The 21,445-nt window shown below is 64.8% G+C and carries 18 protein-coding genes and 1 tRNA gene; 5 read left to right on the forward strand and 14 right to left on the reverse strand.

Annotated features, from left to right (window positions below; genetic code table 11):
* Nucleotides 1–23 precede the first annotated feature (23 nt).
* On the forward strand, nucleotides 24–1,430 hold the full coding sequence (locus tag IG122_RS13910; protein WP_193184518.1) for a sensor histidine kinase: 1,407 nt from the start codon (nucleotides 24–26) through the stop codon (nucleotides 1,428–1,430).
* A 115-nt stretch (nucleotides 1,431–1,545) separates the two neighbouring features.
* Nucleotides 1,546–2,274, forward strand: a complete 729-nt coding sequence (locus IG122_RS13915) for a helix-turn-helix domain-containing protein (protein WP_193184520.1) — start codon at nucleotides 1,546–1,548, stop codon at nucleotides 2,272–2,274.
* A 9-nt stretch (nucleotides 2,275–2,283) separates the two neighbouring features.
* Here the strand turns inward: IG122_RS13915 and gpt are convergent, their stop codons facing one another.
* From gpt to IG122_RS13930, 3 genes are all read right to left on the reverse strand, one after another.
* Nucleotides 2,284–2,781: a xanthine phosphoribosyltransferase gene (gpt, locus tag IG122_RS13920; RefSeq protein ID WP_193184522.1), complete on the reverse strand. Its 498-nt coding sequence runs from the start codon at nucleotides 2,779–2,781 to the stop codon at nucleotides 2,284–2,286.
* Between the two features lie 109 nt (nucleotides 2,782–2,890).
* Nucleotides 2,891–3,325 carry a DUF4864 domain-containing protein gene (locus IG122_RS13925; RefSeq protein WP_226893571.1) on the reverse strand — a complete coding sequence of 145 codons (435 nt, stop codon included), beginning with the start codon at nucleotides 3,323–3,325 and terminating at the stop codon, nucleotides 2,891–2,893.
* A 128-nt stretch (nucleotides 3,326–3,453) separates the two neighbouring features.
* Nucleotides 3,454–4,371 carry a hypothetical protein gene (locus IG122_RS13930; RefSeq protein ID WP_319024888.1) on the reverse strand — a complete coding sequence of 306 codons (918 nt, stop codon included), beginning with the start codon at nucleotides 4,369–4,371 and terminating at the stop codon, nucleotides 3,454–3,456.
* Between IG122_RS13930 and IG122_RS24085 the strand changes: the two genes are divergently transcribed.
* Together IG122_RS24085 and IG122_RS13935 are read left to right on the forward strand one after the other, a co-directional pair.
* Nucleotides 4,361–4,516 (forward strand): hypothetical protein, encoded by a 156-nt coding sequence (locus IG122_RS24085; protein ID WP_226893572.1) that lies wholly within the window; start codon nucleotides 4,361–4,363, stop codon nucleotides 4,514–4,516. The genes IG122_RS13930 and IG122_RS24085 overlap by 11 nt on opposite strands.
* A 496-nt stretch (nucleotides 4,517–5,012) precedes the next feature.
* Nucleotides 5,013–5,089 (forward strand) — tRNA-Arg (locus tag IG122_RS13935).
* A gap of 121 nt (nucleotides 5,090–5,210) precedes the next feature.
* Here the strand turns inward: IG122_RS13935 and IG122_RS13940 are convergent.
* The 8 genes from IG122_RS13940 to IG122_RS13975 all read right to left on the reverse strand — a co-directional run bounded on the left by IG122_RS13940 (nucleotide 5,211) and on the right by IG122_RS13975 (nucleotide 17,306).
* Nucleotides 5,211–6,194, reverse strand: a complete 984-nt coding sequence (locus IG122_RS13940) for a zinc-dependent alcohol dehydrogenase family protein (protein ID WP_193184526.1) — start codon at nucleotides 6,192–6,194, stop codon at nucleotides 5,211–5,213.
* Between the two features lie 16 nt (nucleotides 6,195–6,210).
* Nucleotides 6,211–8,019 (reverse strand): isocitrate dehydrogenase kinase/phosphatase AceK regulatory subunit, encoded by a 1,809-nt coding sequence (locus IG122_RS13945; protein ID WP_193184528.1) that lies wholly within the window; start codon nucleotides 8,017–8,019, stop codon nucleotides 6,211–6,213.
* 129 nt (nucleotides 8,020–8,148) lie between these two features.
* Nucleotides 8,149–9,024: a 3-hydroxyacyl-CoA dehydrogenase family protein gene (locus IG122_RS13950; RefSeq protein ID WP_193184530.1), complete on the reverse strand. Its 876-nt coding sequence runs from the start codon at nucleotides 9,022–9,024 to the stop codon at nucleotides 8,149–8,151.
* A gap of 86 nt (nucleotides 9,025–9,110) precedes the next feature.
* Nucleotides 9,111–10,919, reverse strand: coding sequence for an acyl-CoA dehydrogenase (locus tag IG122_RS13955; RefSeq protein ID WP_193184532.1), 1,809 nt, complete (start codon nucleotides 10,917–10,919; stop codon nucleotides 9,111–9,113).
* Between the two features lie 12 nt (nucleotides 10,920–10,931).
* Nucleotides 10,932–11,684, reverse strand: a complete 753-nt coding sequence (locus IG122_RS13960; protein WP_193184534.1) for an SDR family NAD(P)-dependent oxidoreductase — start codon at nucleotides 11,682–11,684, stop codon at nucleotides 10,932–10,934.
* Nucleotides 11,685–11,698: 14 nt separating this feature from the next.
* Nucleotides 11,699–12,889 (reverse strand): thiolase family protein, encoded by a 1,191-nt coding sequence (locus IG122_RS13965; protein WP_193184536.1) that lies wholly within the window; start codon nucleotides 12,887–12,889, stop codon nucleotides 11,699–11,701.
* Between the two features lie 115 nt (nucleotides 12,890–13,004).
* Complete coding sequence (locus IG122_RS13970) at nucleotides 13,005–15,719, reverse strand: glycosyltransferase family 2 protein (RefSeq protein ID WP_193184538.1); 2,715 nt, start codon at nucleotides 15,717–15,719, stop codon at nucleotides 13,005–13,007.
* 30 nt (nucleotides 15,720–15,749) lie between these two features.
* Complete coding sequence (locus IG122_RS13975; protein ID WP_193184540.1) at nucleotides 15,750–17,306, reverse strand: calcium-binding protein; 1,557 nt, start codon at nucleotides 17,304–17,306, stop codon at nucleotides 15,750–15,752.
* A gap of 410 nt (nucleotides 17,307–17,716) precedes the next feature.
* On the opposite strand from IG122_RS13975, the gene IG122_RS13980 reads away from it, so the two are divergent.
* Complete coding sequence (locus IG122_RS13980) at nucleotides 17,717–18,760, forward strand: methyl-accepting chemotaxis protein (protein WP_193184542.1); 1,044 nt, start codon at nucleotides 17,717–17,719, stop codon at nucleotides 18,758–18,760.
* Here IG122_RS13980 and IG122_RS13985 read toward each other — a convergent pair.
* From IG122_RS13985 to IG122_RS13995, 3 genes are all read right to left on the reverse strand, one after another.
* Nucleotides 18,757–19,074, reverse strand: a complete 318-nt coding sequence (locus IG122_RS13985; protein ID WP_193184544.1) for a nucleoside triphosphate pyrophosphohydrolase family protein — start codon at nucleotides 19,072–19,074, stop codon at nucleotides 18,757–18,759. The two genes, IG122_RS13980 and IG122_RS13985, sit on opposite strands and share 4 nt — an antisense overlap.
* Nucleotides 19,075–19,145: 71 nt before the next feature.
* Complete coding sequence (gene arsJ / locus IG122_RS13990) at nucleotides 19,146–20,411, reverse strand: organoarsenical effux MFS transporter ArsJ (RefSeq protein ID WP_193184546.1); 1,266 nt, start codon at nucleotides 20,409–20,411, stop codon at nucleotides 19,146–19,148.
* Complete coding sequence (locus IG122_RS13995) at nucleotides 20,408–21,421, reverse strand: ArsJ-associated glyceraldehyde-3-phosphate dehydrogenase (protein WP_193184548.1); 1,014 nt, start codon at nucleotides 21,419–21,421, stop codon at nucleotides 20,408–20,410. Before IG122_RS13995 ends, arsJ begins: the two co-directional genes overlap by 4 nt.
* Nucleotides 21,422–21,445 lie beyond the last annotated feature (24 nt).

Genomic DNA, 21,445 nt, shown 5'->3' on the forward strand with positions numbered 1-21,445 from the left:
GTTCTGCCGACGGACGCATGTGCATGTTGAGTTTTGCGAACAGCCTTTCCTTCCGGCTGCTGCTCCTGACGGTCTTCTTCGTGATGGTGGCGGAGGTCCTGATCTATACGCCCTCCATCGCGCGCTACCGGCTGAGCTACCTTCAGGAGAAGCTGGCCGAGGGCCATCTCGCGGCCCTGTCGGTGAAGGCTGCGCCCGACGGGATGATCACTGAGATGCTGACGCGCCAGCTCCTGGACCATGTCGGTGCCTACAGCGTCGTCGCCAACGACGAGTCCAACTTCATGCCGATGCTGCGCCGTCCGGAGGTGCCCGAGGTCGAGATGGCGTTCGATCTCCGCGAGGTCGGCGTGATCGATCTCATCCTGAATGCCTTTTCAACTCTCGCGCAGACGGAGGACAGGGTGATCCGGCTGCACGGCCAGTCCCCGCGCGATCCGGATATCTTCGTCACCATGATCATCGACGAGGCGCCGATGCGCATGGAGATGCTCGATTTCTCCTGGCGCATCCTGACGCTCTCGGTGGTGATCTCGCTCTTTACCGCCGCCCTGGTCTTCCTCTCGCTGCGCTGGATGATGGTGCTCCCGATGCAGCGCATCACCACGAGCATGATTGCCTTCCGGCAACGGCCGGAAGATCCGACGTCCGATCTTCCTCCGACCGCCCGCCGGGACGAGATCGGCATCGCGATCCGGGAACTTGCGGGAATGAAGCAGGGCGTCCGCCGGGCCCTGCGCCAGAAGACCCGGCTCGCCACGCTCGGCATGGCGGTCAACAAGATCAACCACGACCTGCGCAACATGCTGGCCACGGCGACCCTTGTCTCGGATCGTTTCGCGGAAAGCTCCGATCCGTTCGTGCGTAAAGCGGTCCCGCCCTTCTTGCGGACCATCGACCGGGCGGTGAAGCTCTGCTCCGACACCCTGAACTTCACGCAGGAAACGGTGCCGCTGATGACCGAGCGCGTCACTTTGAAGGAACTGCTGGACGGGATTCTCCCGGAACTGAGGACGGCTCTCGACGAGGAAGAGCTCGTCATCGAGGTCGGCGAGGTACCCGATTCCCTCCTCACGATCGATCAGGACCAGATCTACCGCATCTTCGCCAACCTGGCCTCGAACGCCGCACGGGCCGGCGCGACATTGTTCCATATCGGGTTCGAGCAGAATGACAACACGCTGACGATCCGCTTTCGGGATAACGGTCCGGGCATTTCCGATCCCATACGCGAAAAATTGTTCCTTCCCTTCCAGCTTTCCGGGCACGGCGGCGGATCGGGCCTTGGCCTCGCGATCGCCCGCGACATCGCGCTGGCCCACGGTGGCGCGCTGTTTCTCGAGCAAACCGGAGGGTCCGGAAGTCTCTTTCATCTCGATCTGCCTTGCCCTGTGACAGAACGTGCGCGCTCGAACACTCGCGCAGCCTGATGGCGCGACGAGAGTCGCTTCCACCTGCGTGCCTGACACGTTACTGTGGATGGGTGAACAAGGCTGATAAGGCCCATAGCGGAACAGGTCCAACAGCCCCAGGCTGGAGCACCCCATGGCAAATGTGTCGGGAGAGAAAAACGCAGCGGCGGCTTTGCAATCGCCTTGCGACGACTGCGATATCCGCGATCTCGCGATTTGCGGCACGTTGCGTTTGGGTGAAGTCCAGCGCCTGAACAGCATCATGACCACGATCAACTTCGCGGCCGGCGATCCGATTGTGGACGAGGGCGAGCCCGCCGATTTCGTCTATACCCTGACCGCCGGCGCCGTCAGACTCTACAAGCTCCTCGCGGACGGCCGCAGATCCGTCACCGGATTTCTCTTTCCGGGCGATTTCCTCGGCGTCTCCATGCGACACAGCTACGGCGCCAGCGCGGAGAGCATCACGCCGGTGACGATGTGCCGCTTCCAGCGCACCGAACTCGGGCGCCTCATGGAAGAAATTCCGACTTTGGAGCGCAGGATGTTCGCGCGGGCGACCGAAGAGCTTTATCTGATGCAGGAACAGATCGTTCTGCTCGGCCGCAAATCGGCAGCCGAAAGGGTTGCGTCGTTCCTGCGCGGGCTTGCCGAGCGGCAGGAAAAACGGCACCTCCCGGCGAATCCGGTGATCGTGCCGATGACGCGCACCGACATTGCCGACTATCTCGGCCTCACCACGGAGACAGTCAGCCGGACGATCACCCAGTTCAAGAGCAAAGGCCTGATCTCAGTGGAGAACGCGTCGCGGATCAGGATCGTCGACAACGAACAGCTCGACGATCTGGCGGAAGCGGTCTAGGTCCGGCTGTCAGCGCCGGAGCGAGGAAATCGGTTCGACCGGTCGCGGCTCCAGATCCCAGGGGAAATGAATCCAGGTATCCTGGCTGACCTCGGTCACGAAGGTATCCACCAGCGGACGGCCCGCCGGCTTGGCATAGACCGTCGCGAAATGCGCCTTGGGCAGCATCGCGCGCACCGCCTTCGCGGTTTCGCCGGTATCGACCAGATCGTCGACGATCAACCAGCCGGTGCCGTCGCCTGCGATCTCGCAGTTTTTCATGACCTTGATCTTCCCGCGCTCCTTGTCGTCCCCGCCGACGCCGTAGGACGCGACGCTGACCGTGTCGATGATGCGGATGTTCAGTTCGCGGGCGACGACCGCCGCCGGAACCAGCCCGCCGCGCGTGATCGCGACGATTCCCTCGAACGGGCCGACCTCGGTCAGACGCCAGGCCAGCGCCTTGGCAGTGCGGTGGAGCTCTTCCCAGCTGACGGGAAAGGACTTGTTGAAACTGTCACTCGACATGGCTGGCTTCCATCGCGGTCACTTGACGATCCGGCGACATAGCGCGCCTCTCCGGTTTCCGCAACGCCCAATAGGTTTCCTGTGGCGGCGCGCGCCCGAAATCAGCCGGCTAGACCGCTTTGTCGGCGGCGCGGATCATCTGCACGCCCGAGATGCGCCAGGAGCCGTCCGCCTGCTGTTCCATCTCGTAGGCCGCGAGATAGGCCAGCCCGTCCGGGCCGATGAAGAAAACGATCTGCACCGGCCGCAGTCCCGAAAGATCCAGTTCCCGGAAGCTCACCTGCTGCGGCCGGTGGACGGTACGGTAGCCACCAAGGACCATGTCCCGGAAACGTTCAGGCGTACCGAAAAGCTGCCGTAGATCCGGGCTTGCGTAAGTGAAGGCCTCGCTCCAGTCGTCGCGCTGGAAGGCGTCCAGTTGCCGGTTGATGGTGGCGCGTATCTCCGCGTCCTGCGCCGCGGCCGGAAAAGCGGCAAGGAGAAGGCCGAACAGCACGAGGAACCGACCCAAAATCGAGCGCATCATCCCGTTCCTTTCCGTCATTGTCTGAATATCCTACGTCCGACGGTTCAGGGTGGATGAGTCCAGCGGCGGAGGCCGTGACAAATCCCACGCATGAAAAAGGCGCCGTCTTACCGACGGCGCCTTGATCTGGAAATCTGTCGCTTCCGTCAGCGGACGAAAAGGCGAACCTCGTTGCTGGACGCGTCGGCGGCGGTGGTCGCAGAAAGGGCGACACGGCTCGGCGGCAGCCCCATATCGGTCAGCGCGCGGAGCACATCCTGGGCATTCTTCCGCGCCTTGCTGGTATCGAGTGCAACCTGCGCCGAGGATCCGGCAGACGGCGTCACCGCGACGAGATCGAACGAGGCGTCCGGACGACGCTCCAGCGCCCGGCTGACGGCGGTATAGAGCGCCTGCTGATAGTTCACGTTGCTGCGGTCGAAACGGATGACCACCAGCGGCCGGCGAGCACCGGTCGCGGAGCTCAGCCCGCGGCCCTGCAGGGAAGGCGTCGTGGTGACTTCCGCACCGCCCATGCCATATGTCCGGGCGGCGAGGCTGGTGCCGAAGAACTCGCCGTTCTTGATCGCCAGCGCGAGCGTGTTCAGATCGTTGCGCTCGGTCGCGACATAACGGCTCTGACGGCGGATGTCGTCGCTCAGCTCGGTCAGCAGCCGGTCGACCAGCACGACGGTCCGGTTGACATCGTCTTCCAGCACCTCGAGCTGACGGTGGTCCTCGTCGACGGCGCCGGACAGACCGAAAGCAGCCCGGGTGGCATCGAGCAGATAGGTCGAGAGCGCGGCGTCGGCGGCGACCCGGTTCGACAGGTCGTTCATGTCGCCGATATCGGCGTTCACCTGTTCGAGCAGTCCCTGCGACTGGTTCCAGGCGGCAACCAGCATCGGGTTGCCCGGCGTGGTACCGACCTGAAGGCGCGAGCGGATGCCCGCGACCGACTGGTGGTAGGTCTGGGCGTTGCCGATTGTGCGCTGACGGATGGTCTGCAGGTCCCCGTTATGGGAGCGAATCGATTCCTGCAGACGCCGGAGATCGTCCCGCAGCTGCACCACCTTGTTGCCCACGAACGTTCCCGTCGCGGCGCCCGGGCGGGGCGGCTGCACCTCGAAATTCGTGGTGTTGAGCGCAGGCGGCTGTCCGCTGGCGATGATTGGCTGGCCGGACGCCTCACCCGCCGAAGGCGCGATCGCGACCTGCGTCGGTGTCTGATTCGCCGCAGCAGGATCTTCACCTGAAAGGCTAGGCCACAAAGCGTCGGATGAGAAAGAACAGCCCCCGAGAAGGAGAACCGTTGCGCCCAGGACAACGAGCGACGAGCGATTAAGAACCATAGGACGCTGTCACCTTGTAAATAGGTGTTATGTTTGCCGCGGTTTCAGGTAGATCCGTTCGACCGACCAATGCCGACCCCCCTAGCAATTTGCCCGGCTGTCCCGCCCCAAGGACAGAACGCCTCTCTTCCCTCATCCCCGATTGTACGGGGTCTTGAAGAAAGAAAGAAGCTTGCCGACGCAGTCCCCCACTGATGGTAGCCGCAAGCCGCGAATTTCGTAGGGATAGTAACGAAAGCCAATCGGGCCTACAAGTTGTTTTGCCAAACGATTCCGTAAGATACGCGGCGAAAGATTCCCTGATATAAGCGCTTGCGTTTCGAAAACGCCTTGAGTATGTTCCGGCCTCCTTCGGGGGCGCCACGCTCCCGAGAGCGCCCGTAGCTCAACTGGATAGAGCACCTGACTACGGATCAGGAGGTTGGGAGTTCGAATCTTCCCGGGCGCGCCACTTACCTCTCCCACACAGAGAAACTAACCGGCTGATGCCACAAATTTGTTGGCAAGCCTAGGATTCGCGCCGGGAATCCATGCAGCGCGCCCGCAGGTCGGAGCCCGGCGCTTTCGCCGCATCACGGCACCAACACCGCCGCCCCCTGCAGATTCCCGTCCCGCAGATCCGAGAGCGCGCGGTTGGCGTCGTCGAGCGGATAGGTCTGCACCGATGTCCGGACCGGCACCTTGGGCGCCAGTTCCAGAAACTCCACAGCATCGCGCCGCGTCAGATTGGCGACCGAGACCACTTTCTTTTCCCGCCAAAGAATATCGTAAGGGAAGCTCGGTATGTCCGACATGTGGATGCCGCCGCAGACCACGGTGCCGCCCGGACGGACCGCACGCAGGGCTTGCGGCACCAGATCGCCCACCGGCGCGAAGAGGATCGCGGCATCCAGTTCCTCGGGTGGCATTTCGCTCGAGTCTCCGGCCCAGACAGCGCCAAGGGACCGCGCGAAATCCTTCGCCGCCTCGTCGCCCGGCCGCACGAAGCCGTAGATCTCCCGCCCCTGCCAGAGCGCGACCTGGATCAGGATATGCGCCGCGGCCCCGAAGCCGTAGAGGCCGAGCCGTCGGCCCTCTCCCGCCATGCGCAGGCAGCGGTAGCCGATGAGACCGGCGCAGAGCAGCGGGGCCGCCTCGGCGTCGGAATAGAACTCCGGGATTGGAAAACAGTAGCGGGCATCTGCGACGAGGTACTCCCCGTAGCCGCCGTCGAGCGTGTAGCCGGTGAAACGCGCCTCGGGGCAAAGGTTTTCCTGGCCTTCGAGACAGTAACGGCATTCCCCGCAGGTCCAGCCAAGCCAAGGCACCCCGACCCTCGTGCCCTCGGAGAGCTGTTTCACGCCGTGCCCCAATGCCTCGACCGTCCCGACCACCTCATGACCGGGCACGACATGCGGCTTTGGATCCGTCAGATCGCCGTCGACGACATGCAGATCTGTCCGGCATACCGCGCAGGCATGGATGCGCACCAGGACCTCTCCCGGTCCCGGTTCGGGGCGCGGACGATCGGCCATGATCAGCGGTGCTCCCGGTTTTTCGAACTGCATCACCCGCATGCATCCATCCTCACGATCAACGGCCCGGATGTAACCGGCAGGCCTCGCGGTACGGCGTCAGCCGGGGCACCTGGCCCTGCTCGAGCCTTCTCTGCATGTCGGTCCAGTATTCCACGGTCAGCAGCTCGCCATGCGAATCGCGGAAAATCCGCCGGAGGTTCCGGTCCTCGATCCTGAGATGCGTCTCCAGCTCCTCCGGCAGGAAGATCACGCCCTCCTCAAAGAACCAGTCGGGGATGTCCTCTTCGCCGTCGAATCGGTTCTGGTTGGTGCGCACCTTGACGTCCGTGAGGTCCTCGATGGCGTCATAGTCGAATAGATAGACCTTCAGGATCTTGCTGACCCCGTAATTCCGGCCGTCGAGATCCTTGTTGAAAATGTTGGCGGCGGCATTGTTGGCGATGCACTGGCCGAGATTGCCGATGGCGATTTCCGCCTGCACGTCGTCCGCCTGTTCCATGAAGACCGGGAAGGGCGTCATCTTGATCTGCACAATCAGGTGGCGGAACAGCAGACCGGCGCCGGTCTGGATCACGTTGTCGCCCGCGTTTTCCAGGATCTCATGGCGGAGATCGTCGGTGAAGTAATCGGCGGGCAGGGTGACGTTGTAATAGATCACGTTGTCGAGCATGGAGCCCGCCCGGTTGATCTCGTGCACCCGGCTGTATTTCTGCAGCACCGAGCGCACGCCGGGAAACTTGCCCCATTTATAGCCGGCGGTCGGATGATCGCGGATCACCTTGGCGACATAGCCGAGGGACGGCGCCGAGAAACCGATGGCGACCGTGCCGCGCGGCCCGACCGCATGGTCGAGGCGCTCGCCGCTCTCTTTCAGCTCGCGCTCGATCTGCCGGATGACCGCGATCTTGCCGATATGGTTGTAGCCGATGGTCGAATATTGCAGTCCGTGAGGACGGTCCGGCATCAGTTCGAAGAGGAAGGACGCCATCTCGTGATAATGCTCCGAGGTGACGTGGAAGTTCGCGAGCGTCGAGCTGAAGACATATTGCAGATCGCCCGCGCCGAGGATCACCGCGTCGACATGAATGCCGTCCGCCTCGTTCAGCAGCGCGATGCCGAGCGGCACCGGATCGCCGCCCTCGATCAGCAGCCGGCCAACCAGATAGGCGCCCCGGTTCCGGTAGAAACCCGCATCCGCCATTTCGATCGCCCGGATCCTGTTCGCCCCGGGCGCCTCCTCGAGGATCCGCGCCGCGACCGCCGCCGCATCGCCGTCGAGGTCGCGCCATCGCCGGGAGAAACCGGCCAGCGTCAGAACGGGAACGAGATGCTCCACCCCAAGCCCATCCTGAACCTCGAAAATTCGGCTGACGACAGGGCGTGCCGCCTTGTCCTCGTCCCGCGCGCGGGCGCTCGAATAGGTCGAGGCCCGCCACATCCCGGCATGCACCTGACGGCGTACGGAATTCAGGAAGGCATAGGCGAGGTCGGCGTGATAGAGCCCCTCGATCAGCGACAGATAGCGCTCCTCGACCTCGGCCCAGAAGGCATCGCGGCCCTGAACGTCGGGGCAATGCAGCAGGATGACCGGAACCAGCGCCTCGACGGTGGCGCCGTAAATCCCGAGCCGTTCCTGGCTGAGTGCAATCGAGGCCGGCCAGTCCCGCGCCTCGAAGGCGGCCTTGGCGAGCCCGGCGATCTGACGGAAGCGCCGGTAATAATCGGTGAAGGCGCCGTGGATCAGGGCGGCGACGGACTCAATCCGTTCCGCTTCGCTGGCGGCGGCTTCCAGCTCTTCCTGCGCCGCCGCCGTGATGGTCGGCGTCCTGAGCGTCGCGGCACCCCGGCGGATCGATTGCATCATGCGGCGCGTCCTTCCCCTCTTTCTGCGAGATGATGGTCCGGGAACTCGGCTTGAGGAAGGAGAAATCCGGAGGCCGGAAACGGAACGGGCGGCCCCGAGGCCGCCCGCTGTCCCGGATATGCAATCGGATCAGCCGACCCGCTTGCCCTTCTCGTCGTAGCGGTACCAGCCGCGGCCGGCGCGGCGGCCGTGACGGCCGGCGGCGACGACCTGGCGCAGGATCGGGCGCGGATGGAAGCGCTCGCCATAGGCCTCGTGCAGGATCTCGCAGACCTGCAGGTTCAGGGTGTTGGAGATATTGTCCATCAGCTCGAACGGACCGACCGGATGGCCGAGGCCGAGCTTGCAGCCGGTGTCGATGTCTTCCGGCGTGCAGGCGCCTTCCTCGACCAGGCGCAGCACCTCGTCCCACATCGCGAAGAGGATGCGGTTGACGGCGAAGCCGACCACGTCCTTGACGTCGATCGGGGTCTTGCCCGCTTCGACGCAGGCATTGCGCGCCGCGTCGATCACCGCGTCGTCGGTATCCATGCCGCGGATCACCTCGACCAACTTCATACGGCTGACCGGGGAGAAGAAATGCAGCCCGAGGAAACGGGACTGGCGCTTCTCGGAGAAGTAGGAGGCCAGCACCGAAATCGAGATGCTGGAGGTGTTGGAGGCGATGATCGCGTCGTCCTTGCAGACCGCGTCGAGGGTCTTGTAGACCTCGGCCTTCACCTTCTCGTCCTCGAACACGGCCTCGATCACGAGGTCGCGGTCGCCATAGGCGGAGAGGTCGGTCACCAGCTTGATGTTGCCGAGCGCGGTCGCCATGTCCTCTTCCGCCCAGAACTTCCGGGCGACACCGGACTCCAGCGTCTTTTTGATACCGGCCTCGGCCTTGTCCAGGCGCGCCTGCTCCGGCTCCATGATCATCACGTCCTTGCCCGCCATGGCGAAGACGAGCGCGATCTCCGAGCCCATCATTCCGGCGCCGACGACGCCGATCTTGTTCACTGACATCCCATCCTCCTCGAAGGTCTCATGCGCGATGAAAATTGTTGGCTGCCTTGGTATAGGCTCGACCGCGTCGGTTCAAGCGATCCCCGCTAGAAAGACTCGCCACGCATGCGGAAGACGGTGTCGTCTCCGACCTCCAGCAATGCCAGCAAAGGCCCGGCGCGCGGTAGCAGCCAGGCGAAGACAAAGCGGCAGGTCTCCAGTTTCCCGACAAGAAAGGCCCGCTCCTCCGGGCTCTCCGCCTCTCCCGAAGCCAGCAGCCGTTCCGCAGTAACAGCCTGATCCAGCCAGGCTCGGGCGAGGCTGATATAACCCGCGGCGTCCATGAAGGCGGCGGCGTTCGCCAGGGTACGGCGCGGATCGTTGCTAAGCGCCGAAAGCAGGCGCGCCGCCAAATTCGCGAAGCGCTCCGAAATCGTCTCCAGCTTCTCCGCGAGACCAGAAAGACCCTCGATGGCTCGCGCCGCGGCGACGGTGCCGGCGATGCCCTCCCGGAACAGCGCGAAGGAGCGCCCGTCCGCCTGCCCCAGCTTGCGACCCAATAGATCGATCGCCTGGATGCCGTTGGCCCCCTCGTGGATCGGGTTCAGACGGTTGTCGCGCCAGAACTGCTCGACCGGGAAGTCGCGCGTGTAACCGGCGCCGCCATGGATCTGAATCGCCGCGTCGTTCGCTTCCAGCGCCCGGTCGGAGAGAAAGGACTTGATCACCGGCGTCAGGAAATCGAGCAGGAGCCCGGCATCCCGCCGCGCAGCCTCGTCGGGATGGGTGCGCTGGTCGTCGACAAGCAGCGCCGCCTCGAGGCAGAGCGCGAGCCCGCCCTCGGCCACAGCCTTCTGTAGCAGCAGCATGCGGCGGATATCGGCATGCTCGATCAGCGGGATCTGCGGGCTCGTCGCGTCCTTGCCGTCCGGATGCCGCCCCTGCGGCCGCGTGCGGGCATAGTCGAGCGCGTGCAGATAGCCGGTATAGGCGAGCGCCACGGCGCCGGAGCCGACGCCGATGCGAGCCTCGTTCATCATGTGGAACATGTAGGTGAGGCCGCGGTTCCGCTCGCCGATCAGCTCGCCGATGCAGGGCGCGCCCTCGCCGAGATTGATCACCGTGTTGACCGTGCCCCGGTAGCCCATCTTGTGATTGAGCCCAGCCAGCACGACGCCGTTCTCCGGGCCGGGATTGCCGTCCGCATCGAGCCTGTAGCGCGGCACAAGGAAGAGCGAGAGGCCCTTCACGCCCGGCGGCGCCTCCGGCGTCCGCGCCAGCACCAGATGGACGATGTTCTCCGCCATCTCGTGCTCGCCGCCGGAGATCCACATCTTGGTTCCGGTGAGCGTCCAGGTGCCGTCCTCCAGGGGCTTCGCCAGCGTCCGGACATCGGAGAGGGAAGAGCCTGCGTGCGGCTCCGACAGCATCATGGTTCCGAAGAAGCGCCCGTCGGTCAGGGGAGTGAGGAAACGCTCCTTCTGGCTCTCGCTGCCATGCGCCGCGATCAGGTTACCCGCGGCGATGGTGAGGAACGGATAGGCGACGGTCGAGAGATTGGCCGCCTGGAAGTTCGCGAAGGCGGCCTGCGTCACCACCCAAGGGAGCTGCATCCCGCCCATCGCCTCGTCATGATGCGCGGCGGCGAAGCCGGCCTCGCTGAAAGCGGCGATCGCAGGGCCGATGTCGGGATGGACGACGACCTTGCCGTTCTCGATTCGCGGCTCGTCGAGATCGGAGGCGCGGTTGTGCGGGCGGAACTTCTCCGCCGCGATGCGCCGGGCGGTTTCGATCACCGCGTCCCAGGTCTCCCGCCCCTGCCCCGCGAAGCGCGGACGGTCCGCCAACCGCGCGATGCCCAGATGGTCGTGCAGCAGGAAGGCGAGATCGCGTTCCCGGATCAGCAGGTCCTGCACCTCAGCGTCCCGTCAGCGCAGCGCGAAACCGCCGTCGACGGTGACGACGGAACCGGTCATGTAGGCGCCCGCGTCCGAGGCGAGCAGCAGCAGCGCACCGTCGAGATCGTGCGTCTGGCCGAGCCGGCGCTGCGGAATGGTCTTGATCATCTGCTGGCCCGGCGGGGTCTGGAAGAATTCGCTGTTGATCGGCGTCTCGATATAGCCGGGGGCGATCGCGTTCACCCGGATCTTGTGGCGCGAGAGCTCCAGCGCCATCGCCCGGTTGAGCTGCAGCAGCCCGCCCTTCGAGGCACAATAGGTCGAGAGCATGCCGATCACCTCGGTGCCGAGGATCGAGGAAATGTTGATGATCGAGCCGCCGCCGCTCTCCTTCATCTGCAGCGCCGCCGCCTGCGCGACAAGGAAACAGCCCTTCAAATTGGTGTCGAGCACCTGGTCGTAGTCTTCCGGCGTCATCTCGAGGAACGGCTTCTGCACCGCGATCCCGGCATTGTTCACCAGAATGTCGAGCGGTCCGAACGCCTGCGCCGCGACGTCGAGCGCCTCGCGGATCGAGACCGGATCGGTAACGTCCATGGAGACGGCAAGCGCCCGGCCTCCCGCGTCGCGGATCGTCCCCGCGAGACTTTCAAGCTTCGCCTTCTGCCGCGCGGCGAGAACAACCGAAGCGCCCTGCGCTGCAAGGGTTTCGGCGAATCGGCTGCCGAGCCCCTGGCTGGCGCCGGTGACGAGGGCGGTTTTTCCTGTCAGGTCGAAAGACATGCTGCGTCTCCTGCTCAGGCGTTCAGGTTCTCGATCAGCACGGCCATGCCCTGGCCGGCGCCCATGCACATGGAGATGCAGGCGTAGCGCTGACCGGATTCCTGCAGGTGATGCATCGCGGTGATGGTCATGCGCACACCGGTCGCTCCCGGCGGATGGCCGATGGAGATGCCGCCACCATAATGGTTGGTCACCGAACGGCTGATGCCGAGTTCCTTCTCGGCATGCAGATTGACCACCGCGAAGGCCTCGTTGATCTCGTAATAATCGATATCGGAAGCCGTCATGCCCCGCTTCTCCCAGAGCGCACGGATCGCCGGCACCGGGCCGCAGCCCATGATGCGCGGCGGCACGCCTACGATCACCCAGTCGACGAGACGCGCCACCGGCGCGACGCCCTTGGCCTCCATCTCCGCCCGGTCGCCGACCAGCACGAAGGCGGCGCCGTCCGTGACGCCGCTGGAATTGCCCGGCGTCACCTGGCCGTCCTTGCGGAAGACGGGTTTCAGCTTGGCCAGCTTTTCTATGGTGATGTCGGGGCGCGGAAACTCGTCGTCGATCATCAGTCGCGTGCCCTTGCGCCCTTCCGGCACCTCGATCGGCGCGATCTGGCGGGCGAGGAAGCCGGTCGCGATCGCCTTGCCGGCGCGCTGCTGGCTCATCAGCCCCCAGGCATCCATGTCCTCGCGGCGGTACTGGAAATCCGCCGTCAGGTTTTCCGCCGTCGCGCCCATCAGGCCGTGGCCGAACGGGTCGCTATAAACGGACTCGACGCTGTCCTCGAAGCTCTGTGCGCCGCGGACAACGCCCCAACGCATCCCTTGGTTCAGGAACGGGCCGCGAGAGAAATTCTCCCCGCCGCCGGCAAGCGCGATCTTGCCGTGCCCGGTCATGATCTGCTGCGCGGCGGTCAGAATCGCCTGGGTGCCGGAGCCGCAGGCCCGATTGACCTGCAGGGCGCAGCTCTCTTCCTTCATGCCGATATTCATGCCCGCCACCCGGCCGACATAGTACCCGTCGGGATCGACCGGGAGGACGTTGCCCCAGACCACGTGATCGATATCTTCGGGCGAGATCTCGGCATCCTCGACGCAGGCCTTCGCCGCATGGGTCGCGAGCGCCGAGAGCGGGATATCCCTCAGCGATTTGCCGAAATCCCCGAACGGCGTCCGCTTGCCGCCGGCAAGCACGATTTCCTGAGCCATGTTCCCGTCACTCCCTGTTCTCGCCGAGTCCGGCTTGTCTTCGTGTTTCAGGTGGCCGGACTCTGGACCGAAGCCAGCGGCGGGTGCAAGCCGCTTGTCGGCCGAACGGGAACACTCAGCGCGACAGGCGCTCCAGCGCCGCCTTGGCACGCTCGTTGAACGGGTCGTGACGCAACGTCGCGGTCAGGAAATCTCGCGCTTCCCCGGCCCGCCCGAGACGTTCGGCAAGCAGCCCGCGATAAAGCCAGGGCCGCACCGCCTGGGGGCTGATCAGGTTCGCATTCCGGTAGAACAGCAGGGCGCGCTCGAGTTCTCCCACCTTCGTGAGGCAGGTGCCGGCGACGAGATTCGCCGTATAGGCCCCGGGCGCCTGTAGCACGGCTTCGAGCGTCAGGCGCGCCGCAAGATCGTCCCGCCCCCGATGATGCGCGATCTTGGCGGCGTGAAAGGCCAGATTATCCGGCAGAATACCCGCGTCCCTGGCCACCTCCCGCGCATCCTCGAGCAGCCGTTCCCGACCGGACAGCTCGGCCGCCTCCGACCCGCTTCCCGCACCGGAGAGCAGGAACGACAGTTCGAACGCCGGGTGTTCGATGCTGAGATTCGGGTTCGTGAACGGATCCTTCGCGATGCGCCCGGCCCATCTGGCCGCGATGAGACCGCCTTCCGCATTGCTCCGCGCCATTTTCCGCGCCAGGTCTTCCTTGCCGCGGGTTGCGGATTCGGCATGGATCAGGCGGGCATAGGGCGTCCAGAGAACCTTGAAGCCGGCCTCTCCGATCTTCAGGCAGAGATCGAGATCGTTGTAATTCACCGCGAGATGCTCCGCATCCATGCCGCCGACCTGCTCGTAGACGTCTCGGCGCAGCACGGCGCAAGCCGCCGTCACCGCGGAAGTCTGCCGGGCCAGCGCATAGCGCGGATGGCGGCGCAGGCGCGATTCCGGCTCGTAGTGGAAATCGTGTCCGGCCACATGACCGAGCAGCCCGAGGGTCACGCCGGCATGCTGCACCGTGCCGTCCTCGAACAGCAGAAGCGCGCCGACGATCCCGACATCCGGCCGGAGCGCGAGCCCGACCATCTCCGCGAGCCAGCCGCGATGCAGGACGAAAACGTCGTCGTTCAGCATGCAGATCACCGACCCGGAGGCTTCCTCGACGGCCGCATTCATGATTTCGGCGAAATTGAACGGCCGGTCGTGCCGGATCACACGGCCGCGCGGATCGCGCTCCAGCGCCCGGAGGCGTTCGAGCGTCGCCGGATCCTTGCTCCCGTTATCCACGACGATGACCTCGAGATCCGCATAACCGGTTTCGCGCAGAAGCCCGTCAAGGCAGCGCGCGAGCCGCGCCCCGCCGTCCCGCGTCGGCACGATCACGCTGACCAGCGGCCGCGGATCCGGAACCGCGAACTTCACATGCGTCATTTCCGGTAGTGGCCCCGGCTCGAGTACGGCATTCCATCCGCGCCGGCGGAGGGCACGGTGGCGGGCCGCCGCGTAACGCGCCGGTTCCGCCGGGGAAACATGCGTCAGGACATGCGGAATATGGACGATCGCCTCCGGCTCCGCCTGCTCGCTCGCGATCAATCCGAGTTCGACGAAGACCGATCCGTCCGTGTCCGGCGCGGGAGCAACCATCCTCATGCCCAGCGAGCGGCTTATGGTGAAACCGCCCCCCAGCAGGTCGCATTGCAAGGCAAGGTCATGGTCCCAGACCGCGCCTTTCATGACCGGTGCGAAACGGGATCCATCGGCATCGCTGAAATCGAAATCTCCATGCATCAGGTCCGCCTGCGGCGCCCGGCCAAGCGCCTCCCTGAGCAAGGCCAGAAAGCGCGGCGCCAGCCGCATACCCGGTTCGATAAAGAAAGCCCACGCGGCGCCGGTCGCGGACCAGATCTCCGCCAGGAAAGCGGCGGGGTCAGCCGCGAAAGCAGTACGGGTGCGCAGGATCCCGCCCGGCCATCCCGGAGGCTCGGGCGCCGCCGGCTCCAGTACGAGTGTGAGTGCAGCGCATCCGGGCTGGCCCGCAAGGTCCGCCGCGGCCTGACTTTGCATCTCGTCGCTCGGCGCCAGAAGAACGACCGCGAGCGCCGGGTCGACATCCGGATCCGCCTCTTCGCGTGCCGCGCGTTTCTGCAATTCCGGTTCGATCCGGTCGATCCATGACCGGTATGGCGCAAGAGGAAGGCTCGGGGCGAGTGGTGCAACCAGGCATTGCTCGAGCGCCTCGTCGAAAGCGCTCCACTCCCGGTCTCCGCCAACGTAATCCACTGGATTCTCCACGGGTCCGAGCCTGCCTACCAGAAGCTCGAGCTCGCTGTCGTGATCCTGCGTATTCAGCCGGTGGTACCGCGCGCCGAGTTCTCTATCCGCGAAGGCCGCGATCATTTCGGCCGCTTCGGCCCAGGTTCCATGGCCAGCGTCTCGGCGCCATTCCGCGATGCGCGCCGGCCCTGTCTCGGGAATCTGGACGAGATGCAAGCCCGGGAAGCGCTTGAGGAGAAACGGCAGGAAAAACACCAGCCCCCGGCAGACCAGTACCCAGCGTCCTCCGCCGCTCGGCGATTGGAGATGCGCGCTCGCAGCGGCGTCGAGCGCCGAAGTTATCCTGTCACGCAATTGGGGATCGATGTCTTGCAGCGCGTAGACCGGACCGCCGCTCTGTTCCAGCAGAGCGGCGAGAAAGCGCTGGCTGACCGCTTCGAACGGTCGGGAGCGGAACGCGTCGTCGCAGCGCGCACCGGCGAAGAACCCGGCCCCTTGCAGCCGTGCCGCAATCCGAGCGCTTCCGGACCCGTTCGGGCCCGCGACCAGGATCGGCCCCATCGGGGTCACGCCTCCCGACCGGACATGGGGTCAGAGACCGTAATCGTAATAAGCTGGTGTCTGGATGGCCGCCAGTTGTGCGTGAAGCTCCGTGTCGTCGTCCGGCGGCGCCTGCGCCAGACCGGCGTTCGACGTGCCTCCGAGCGTCCCCGTCACGACGGTCTGCCCGCCCGATACCAGTTCGACGTTGACGGCGCTCCCGTCCGTCGAGGCGACGCCGTTCAGCGTGACGGTCGAGGATCCGACGGTGACGACCAGCGCACCATTCACGTCAGAACCGACGACCGCGGGAAGATCGGAAAGTCCGGAAATCGACGTGCCGTCGATATTGATGCGCAGCACATCGCCGTCCGAAGCGGAAAAGTCGAGGACGACATCGTTGCCGCCATTCGACCGGGCCACGAAATAGTCGGCGCCGCTGCCGCCCGAGAGCGTGTCGTCGCCCTTGTTGCCGTCCATCGTGTCCGAGCCGGCACCGCCCATAAGGAAGTCGTTGTCCTGCCCGCCGTAGAGCAGATCGCTGTCCTGCCCGCCGAAAAGCGTGTCGGCTCCGAAATTGCCGTAAAGGATATCGGCACCGCCATTGCCATAGATCAGGTCAGCATTCTGACCGCCGAAAACGGTATCCGCGCCGTCACCCGCGACAATCCGGTCGTCTGCCTGGTTTCCGTAGACCAGATCGGACCCTCCGGCGGAACTGATCGTATCGCTACCGGCAGCGCCGTAGAGGATGTCGCGCGAGTCGCTTCCGACAAGCGCGTCGTCACCCGCCGTCCCGGACTGCGTGGTCGCCGTCGGTGCGACCAGGGTGATGTGGGTGCGATCGCCCGTGTAAGTGGCCGAGAAGGTGCCGCTGTCGGCGGACATCCCCGTAAGGGTCAATGTCCCGGCGCCCGTGCTGATCGTGCCCGTCGCCGCTTGTCCGTTGAAGGCGCTCAGATCGGTGAGGAAGATCGTGATGGTGTCGCCGGCCTCGAAATCGCCGATCGTGTCGCCGGCGAAATTGCCCGCATCGCCGATGAACGTATCGCTACCGGCGCCGCCGAACAGGGAATCGCTGCCGTTGAACGCGTAGATGTAGTCGTTGCCGTTACCGCCATAAACCGTGTCGTCGCCGGCAAAGGAATAGATCTGATCGTCGCCGTCGCCAGCAACGATCAGATCGTTGCCCCCGGTGACCAGATTGGCTTCGGTCCAGAGAAAATCGTCGCCCGCCCCACCGGAGAGGGTGTTGTTACCGTTGCCTGCGAGGATGGTGTCAGCCCCGTTTCCGCCGTCGAGGAAATCGTTGCCGCTTTCGCCGGCAAGCGTGTCCGCACCCTCGCCGCCAGAAAGCGTGTCGTCGCCGGCCCCGCCGTTCAGGCTGTCCTGGCCGGCGCCGCCGTCGAGGAAATCATTGCCGGAATCCGCGAGAAGCGTGTCGTTGCCGTCGGAGCCGTACAGACTGTCGTTGCCGGCGCCTCCGGACAGCGAGTCGCTCCCGGCGCCGCCGTCGAGGAAATCGTTACCGTCGCCGCCGATCAGGGTATCAGCGCTGCTGCCGCCAGAGAGGACATCGTCGCCTGAGCTACCAACTATGACCGCCATTGCCGCAACCCTTTCGAGTCTTCCACCCCCGGCTCGCCCGGTACTGCAGTGCTGTCTTTCGCGCCGTCTCTCAGTCTTGCCAATTTTCAGACGAACAGACAGATACGGCCATGAAACGAGCTCATGATGTAGATTATGGTGTCGCTTTGGATATGAAGAATATCACACCGCTTTGTTCTTATCTTTCCGCAAGTTTCGCGGCGTTCTCTGATAACGATCTGGCAGGGTCGCCGTTTTTGCTCTGAATACGCGGCTTTTACTCAGGAGCGGGACCATCGAATGACCCTGATCAGAATTCTGCTTATTAATTAAGCTTTTACATTTTCTGCTTATAAAAAATGCAGGTTTTGTGATTCCATAAGCTTATCCGCACTCTCCTCAGTACTTTCCCGCCCTCGCAGGATCTCCACATGAGCATGCCCGACGCCGAGACCGATCCGGAACAGATCGTCACACTGACCGCCGATGTCCGCACCACCGCCGAGACCAAGATCGCCGAAATCCAGGCCATCACCGGGCGGACCAAGATGCTGGCGCTGAACGCGCTGATCGAGAGCGCTCGGGTCGGCGAACTCGGGCGCGGTTTTGCGGTCGTCGCGGACGAGGTGAAAGGCGTCTCGGCCGAGATCGAGCAGATCGCGCAGACGCTCAATTCGGAACTTTCCGGCAAGGCGGAGATGCTGGAACGGATCGGACGCTCGATCGTCGACCAGCTGAAGGGACAGCGCCTGGTCGATCTCTCGCTGAATGCCGTCGAGCTGATCGACCGCAACCTTTTCGAGCGCACCTGCGACGTGCGCTGGTGGGCGACCGACAGCGCCATTGTCGACTGTCTCGCGAGCCCGTCGGAGGACGCGTCGGCCTATGCCTCCAAGCGGCTCGGCGTCATCCTTTCGGCCTATACCGTCTATCTCGATCTCTGGATCTGCGACGCCAAGGGCACCATCGTCGCCAACGGGCGCCCGGACCGCTACCACGTGCGCGGTCACTCGGCCGCGAACGCGGCATGGTTCCGCAACGCCAAGGCGACGGCGGACGGCGACGAGTATTCGGTCGCGGATATCGCCGCCGCCCAAGAGCTCGACGGCCAGCCGGTCGCGACCTATGCCGCCGCGATCCGCGAGAACGGGGAAAGCCGCGGAAAGGTTCTCGGTGTGCTCGGCATCCATTTCGACTGGGGACCGCAGGCCCAGACCATCGTCGAGGGCGTGCGCTTCGACGGATCCGAGGCCGCCCGCTCCCGAGCCCTGCTGCTGGATGCCGACTTCCGCGTCATTGCCGCCTCGGACGGCAAGGGTGTGCTGGAGGAACGGTTCGATCTCCGCACCGAGGGACGCGGCAGCGGCCATTATTCGATGCCCGACGGCACCGTGATCGGTTTCCACAAGACCCCCGGCTACGAGACCTACGAGGGTCTCGGCTGGTACGGCTGCGTCGTACAGGCGCCGCGCTAGGTTTTTTCAGTTGGTTCGGGACGAAACCGCCATTTCCGCTCGATCGCGGACGGCAGATCGAGACCGAAGCGATGGGCAAAGAGGAGAATGTGGCCGAGCACATCGGCCGCCTCGTTCTCCAGCGCCAGATGCAGGTCCTCGTTGCTGAGATCCCCGCGCCGTCCCCGGTCGCTGTAGCGGTTCCAGACCTGGGTCAGCTCGCCGAGTTCTTCCTGCAATTTCAGCAGATACCAGTCCGGGTCGCGCTCGATCCCGAAACCGAGCGCGTAATCCTGCGATGCTCTCTCGAATTTTCCCGTCAGAGATTTCAGCATCCGCCCAGCCTTTTCGTTCCTTATTTGTTCTCATTTTCGATCAGCAGGAAAACGGCGTCAAGTGAAAGAAATCAGATGCGCTCCGGACGCGGCGCCAGCAATGGCAGGGTCAGCAGGACGGCGAGCGCGACCATCCCCGCCGAAACCCAGAGCGTCGCGGTCAGGCCGGCGAGCTGATAGACCAGCCCGGACAGGAGGGTCCCTGCGAAGCGCCCGACGGCATTGGCCATGTAGTAGAAGCCGACATTGAGCGCCACCTTGTCCGCGTCGGAATAGGCGACGATCAGGTAGGAATGCAGCGCCGAGTTCACCGCGAAGACCACGCCGAAAACCAGCAGACCGCCGATCAGGATGACGGACGGAGTGAGAACCGGCAGCGCCGGCAGCAGGCCGGGGGTGAGACCGGCGGCGATCAGCGCCGGGAGCAGCGCCAGCAAGCCGCCCCAGATAGCGGCTCCGCGCGCCGCGGCCCCGGCATCTCTGGTCTTCCTCAGGAACCGCGGCACCGCGGCCTGGACGATTCCGTAGCCGACAACCCAGGCGGCCATGAAGAGCCCGACCCGGTCGAAGGACCAACCGAGCCGGTCATAGAGAAAGACCGGGACCCCGACGACGAACCAGACGTCGCGCGAGGCGAAAAGGAAGATTCGCGCCGCGGAAAGGAAGTTGATCTCCCGGCTCTTGGCGAAGAGATCGCGCTTGGCGATCTTGGTCTTCGCCTTACCGAGATCGGCGGTCACCGTCAGCAGCGACGTCCCCAGCACGGCGGCGAGCATCCCCGCCATCAGGTAAAGCGAGGGCGCGAAATCGAGCCATTGCAGCATGACCCCGCCGAGGAGGAATCCGACCCCCTTCAGCGCATTCTTCGATCCGGTCAGGATCGCGACCCATTTGAACAGCAGTCCGTCGCCCTCCGAGGCGACCACCAGCTTCACCGCCGATTTGGAGCTCATCTTGGTGAGGTCCTTGGCAATGCCGGAGAGCGCCTGCGCCGTCATCACATAGCCGACCGAGAACAGCATGGTCCAGGCAGGGTCCGTCTGGGAGAGCATCAACAGGGCGCCGATCTGCACCGCGAGCCCGGAGAAGAGCGTGATCTTCAGCCCGAAGCGGGCGCCGATCCAGCCGCCGAGAAAGTTGGTGACGATGCCCATCGCCTCGTAGAGCAGGAAGAGTACCGCGATATCGAGCGGCGTGAAGCCGAGCCGGTGGAAATGCAGCAGCACCAGCATACGCAGCGCGCCATCAGTCAGGGTGAAGGCCCAGTAGGCCGCCGTGACCGCCGCGTAGGTGCGCCCGTCCGCCGGGCGCGCGCCGCTTTCCGCCGCCGCGCTCACAGGCTCTGCGCCACTTTGGCGGCGAGTTCCATCATCCGGTTCACATAGCCCCACTCGTTGTCGTACCAGGCATAGATCTTCGCCTGGGTTCCGTTCACCACCATGGTCGAGGGGCCGTCGACGATCGCCGAGCGCGGATCGTCGGTGAAATCGGTCGAGACCAGCGGCCGCGCCTCGAAGCCGAGAATGCCCTCGAGCGGCCCGCTCGCCGCCGCCGCGACGAACATCTCGTTGAGTTCGGCGATGCTGGTCGGGCGCTCCAGCTCGAAGACGCAGTCGGTGAGCGAGGCGTTCAGCAGCGGCACGCGGACCGCATGGCCGTTCAGCCGTCCCTGCAGCTCGGGATAGATCAGTCCGATGGCGGTTGCCGAGCCGGTGCTGGTCGGGATCAGCGCGTTCAGGGCGGAGCGCGCCCTTCGCAGGTCCTTGTGCGGCCCGTCGACGATCACCTGGGTGTTGGTGACGTCGTGGATCGTGGTGATCGCGCCGTGCCGGATGCCGATCCCCTCATGCACCACCTTGACCATCGGGGCGAGGCAGTTCGTCGTGCAGGAGGCGGCGGTCAGCAGGTGGTGCTTCGCCGGATCGTAGAGCTGGTCGTTGACCCCCATGACGATGTTGAGCGCCGCCTCCTCCTTTACCGGGGCGGAGACGATCACCTTGCGGATGCCTTTTTCGTAGTAAGGCGCGAGCGCGGCCGCGCTCTTGAAGCGGCCGCTGCATTCGAGAACGATATCGACCGCATCGCCGCTCCAGGCGCTCTCCTTCGGCGAGGCATGGGCGGTCAGCGGGATCTCCCGACCGTCCACCACAATCCCCCGCTCGGTCCAGCCGACCTCGCGGTCCCAGCGCCGGTGCACACTGTCGAATTCGAGCAGATGCGCCGCCATCTCCGGTGTCATGGCCGGGTCGTTGATGGCGACGATCTCGAGATCGTCGAGTCCCCAGCGGGCCCGCATGCCCAGCCGGCCCATCCGCCCGAAGCCGTTGATCGCAATACGCGCACCCATGCCGGTTCTCCCTGCCCGCGACGA

Origin of the sequence: Nisaea sediminum (assembly GCF_014904705.1) — a bacterium.
Lineage (GTDB): Bacteria > Pseudomonadota > Alphaproteobacteria > Thalassobaculales > Thalassobaculaceae > Nisaea > Nisaea sediminum.

What these genes read in the sequence shown, in the direction of transcription:
- IG122_RS13925 (WP_226893571.1), bottom strand. Translation starts at nt 3,325, where the DNA reads ATGACGGAAAGGAACGGGATGATGCGCTCGATTTTGGGTCGGTTCCTC.
- IG122_RS13985 (WP_193184544.1), bottom strand. Translation starts at nt 19,074, where the DNA reads ATGCTGAAATCTCTGACGGGAAAATTCGAGAGAGCATCGCAGGATTAC.
- IG122_RS13950 (WP_193184530.1), bottom strand. Translation starts at nt 9,024, where the DNA reads ATGTCAGTGAACAAGATCGGCGTCGTCGGCGCCGGAATGATGGGCTCG.
- IG122_RS13970 (WP_193184538.1), bottom strand. Translation starts at nt 15,719, where the DNA reads ATGGGGCCGATCCTGGTCGCGGGCCCGAACGGGTCCGGAAGCGCTCGG.
- IG122_RS13995 (WP_193184548.1), bottom strand. Translation starts at nt 21,421, where the DNA reads ATGGGTGCGCGTATTGCGATCAACGGCTTCGGGCGGATGGGCCGGCTG.
- IG122_RS13945 (WP_193184528.1), bottom strand. Translation starts at nt 8,019, where the DNA reads ATGATGCAATCGATCCGCCGGGGTGCCGCGACGCTCAGGACGCCGACC.
- IG122_RS13965 (WP_193184536.1), bottom strand. Translation starts at nt 12,889, where the DNA reads ATGGCTCAGGAAATCGTGCTTGCCGGCGGCAAGCGGACGCCGTTCGGG.
- IG122_RS13960 (WP_193184534.1), bottom strand. Translation starts at nt 11,684, where the DNA reads ATGTCTTTCGACCTGACAGGAAAAACCGCCCTCGTCACCGGCGCCAGC.
- IG122_RS13975 (WP_193184540.1), bottom strand. Translation starts at nt 17,306, where the DNA reads ATGGCGGTCATAGTTGGTAGCTCAGGCGACGATGTCCTCTCTGGCGGC.
- IG122_RS13940 (WP_193184526.1), bottom strand. Translation starts at nt 6,194, where the DNA reads ATGCGGGTGATGCAGTTCGAAAAACCGGGAGCACCGCTGATCATGGCC.
- IG122_RS13915 (WP_193184520.1), top strand. Translation starts at nt 1,546, where the DNA reads ATGGCAAATGTGTCGGGAGAGAAAAACGCAGCGGCGGCTTTGCAATCG.
- IG122_RS13910 (WP_193184518.1), top strand. Translation starts at nt 24, where the DNA reads ATGTTGAGTTTTGCGAACAGCCTTTCCTTCCGGCTGCTGCTCCTGACG.
- gpt (WP_193184522.1), bottom strand. Translation starts at nt 2,781, where the DNA reads ATGTCGAGTGACAGTTTCAACAAGTCCTTTCCCGTCAGCTGGGAAGAG.
- IG122_RS13980 (WP_193184542.1), top strand. Translation starts at nt 17,717, where the DNA reads ATGAGCATGCCCGACGCCGAGACCGATCCGGAACAGATCGTCACACTG.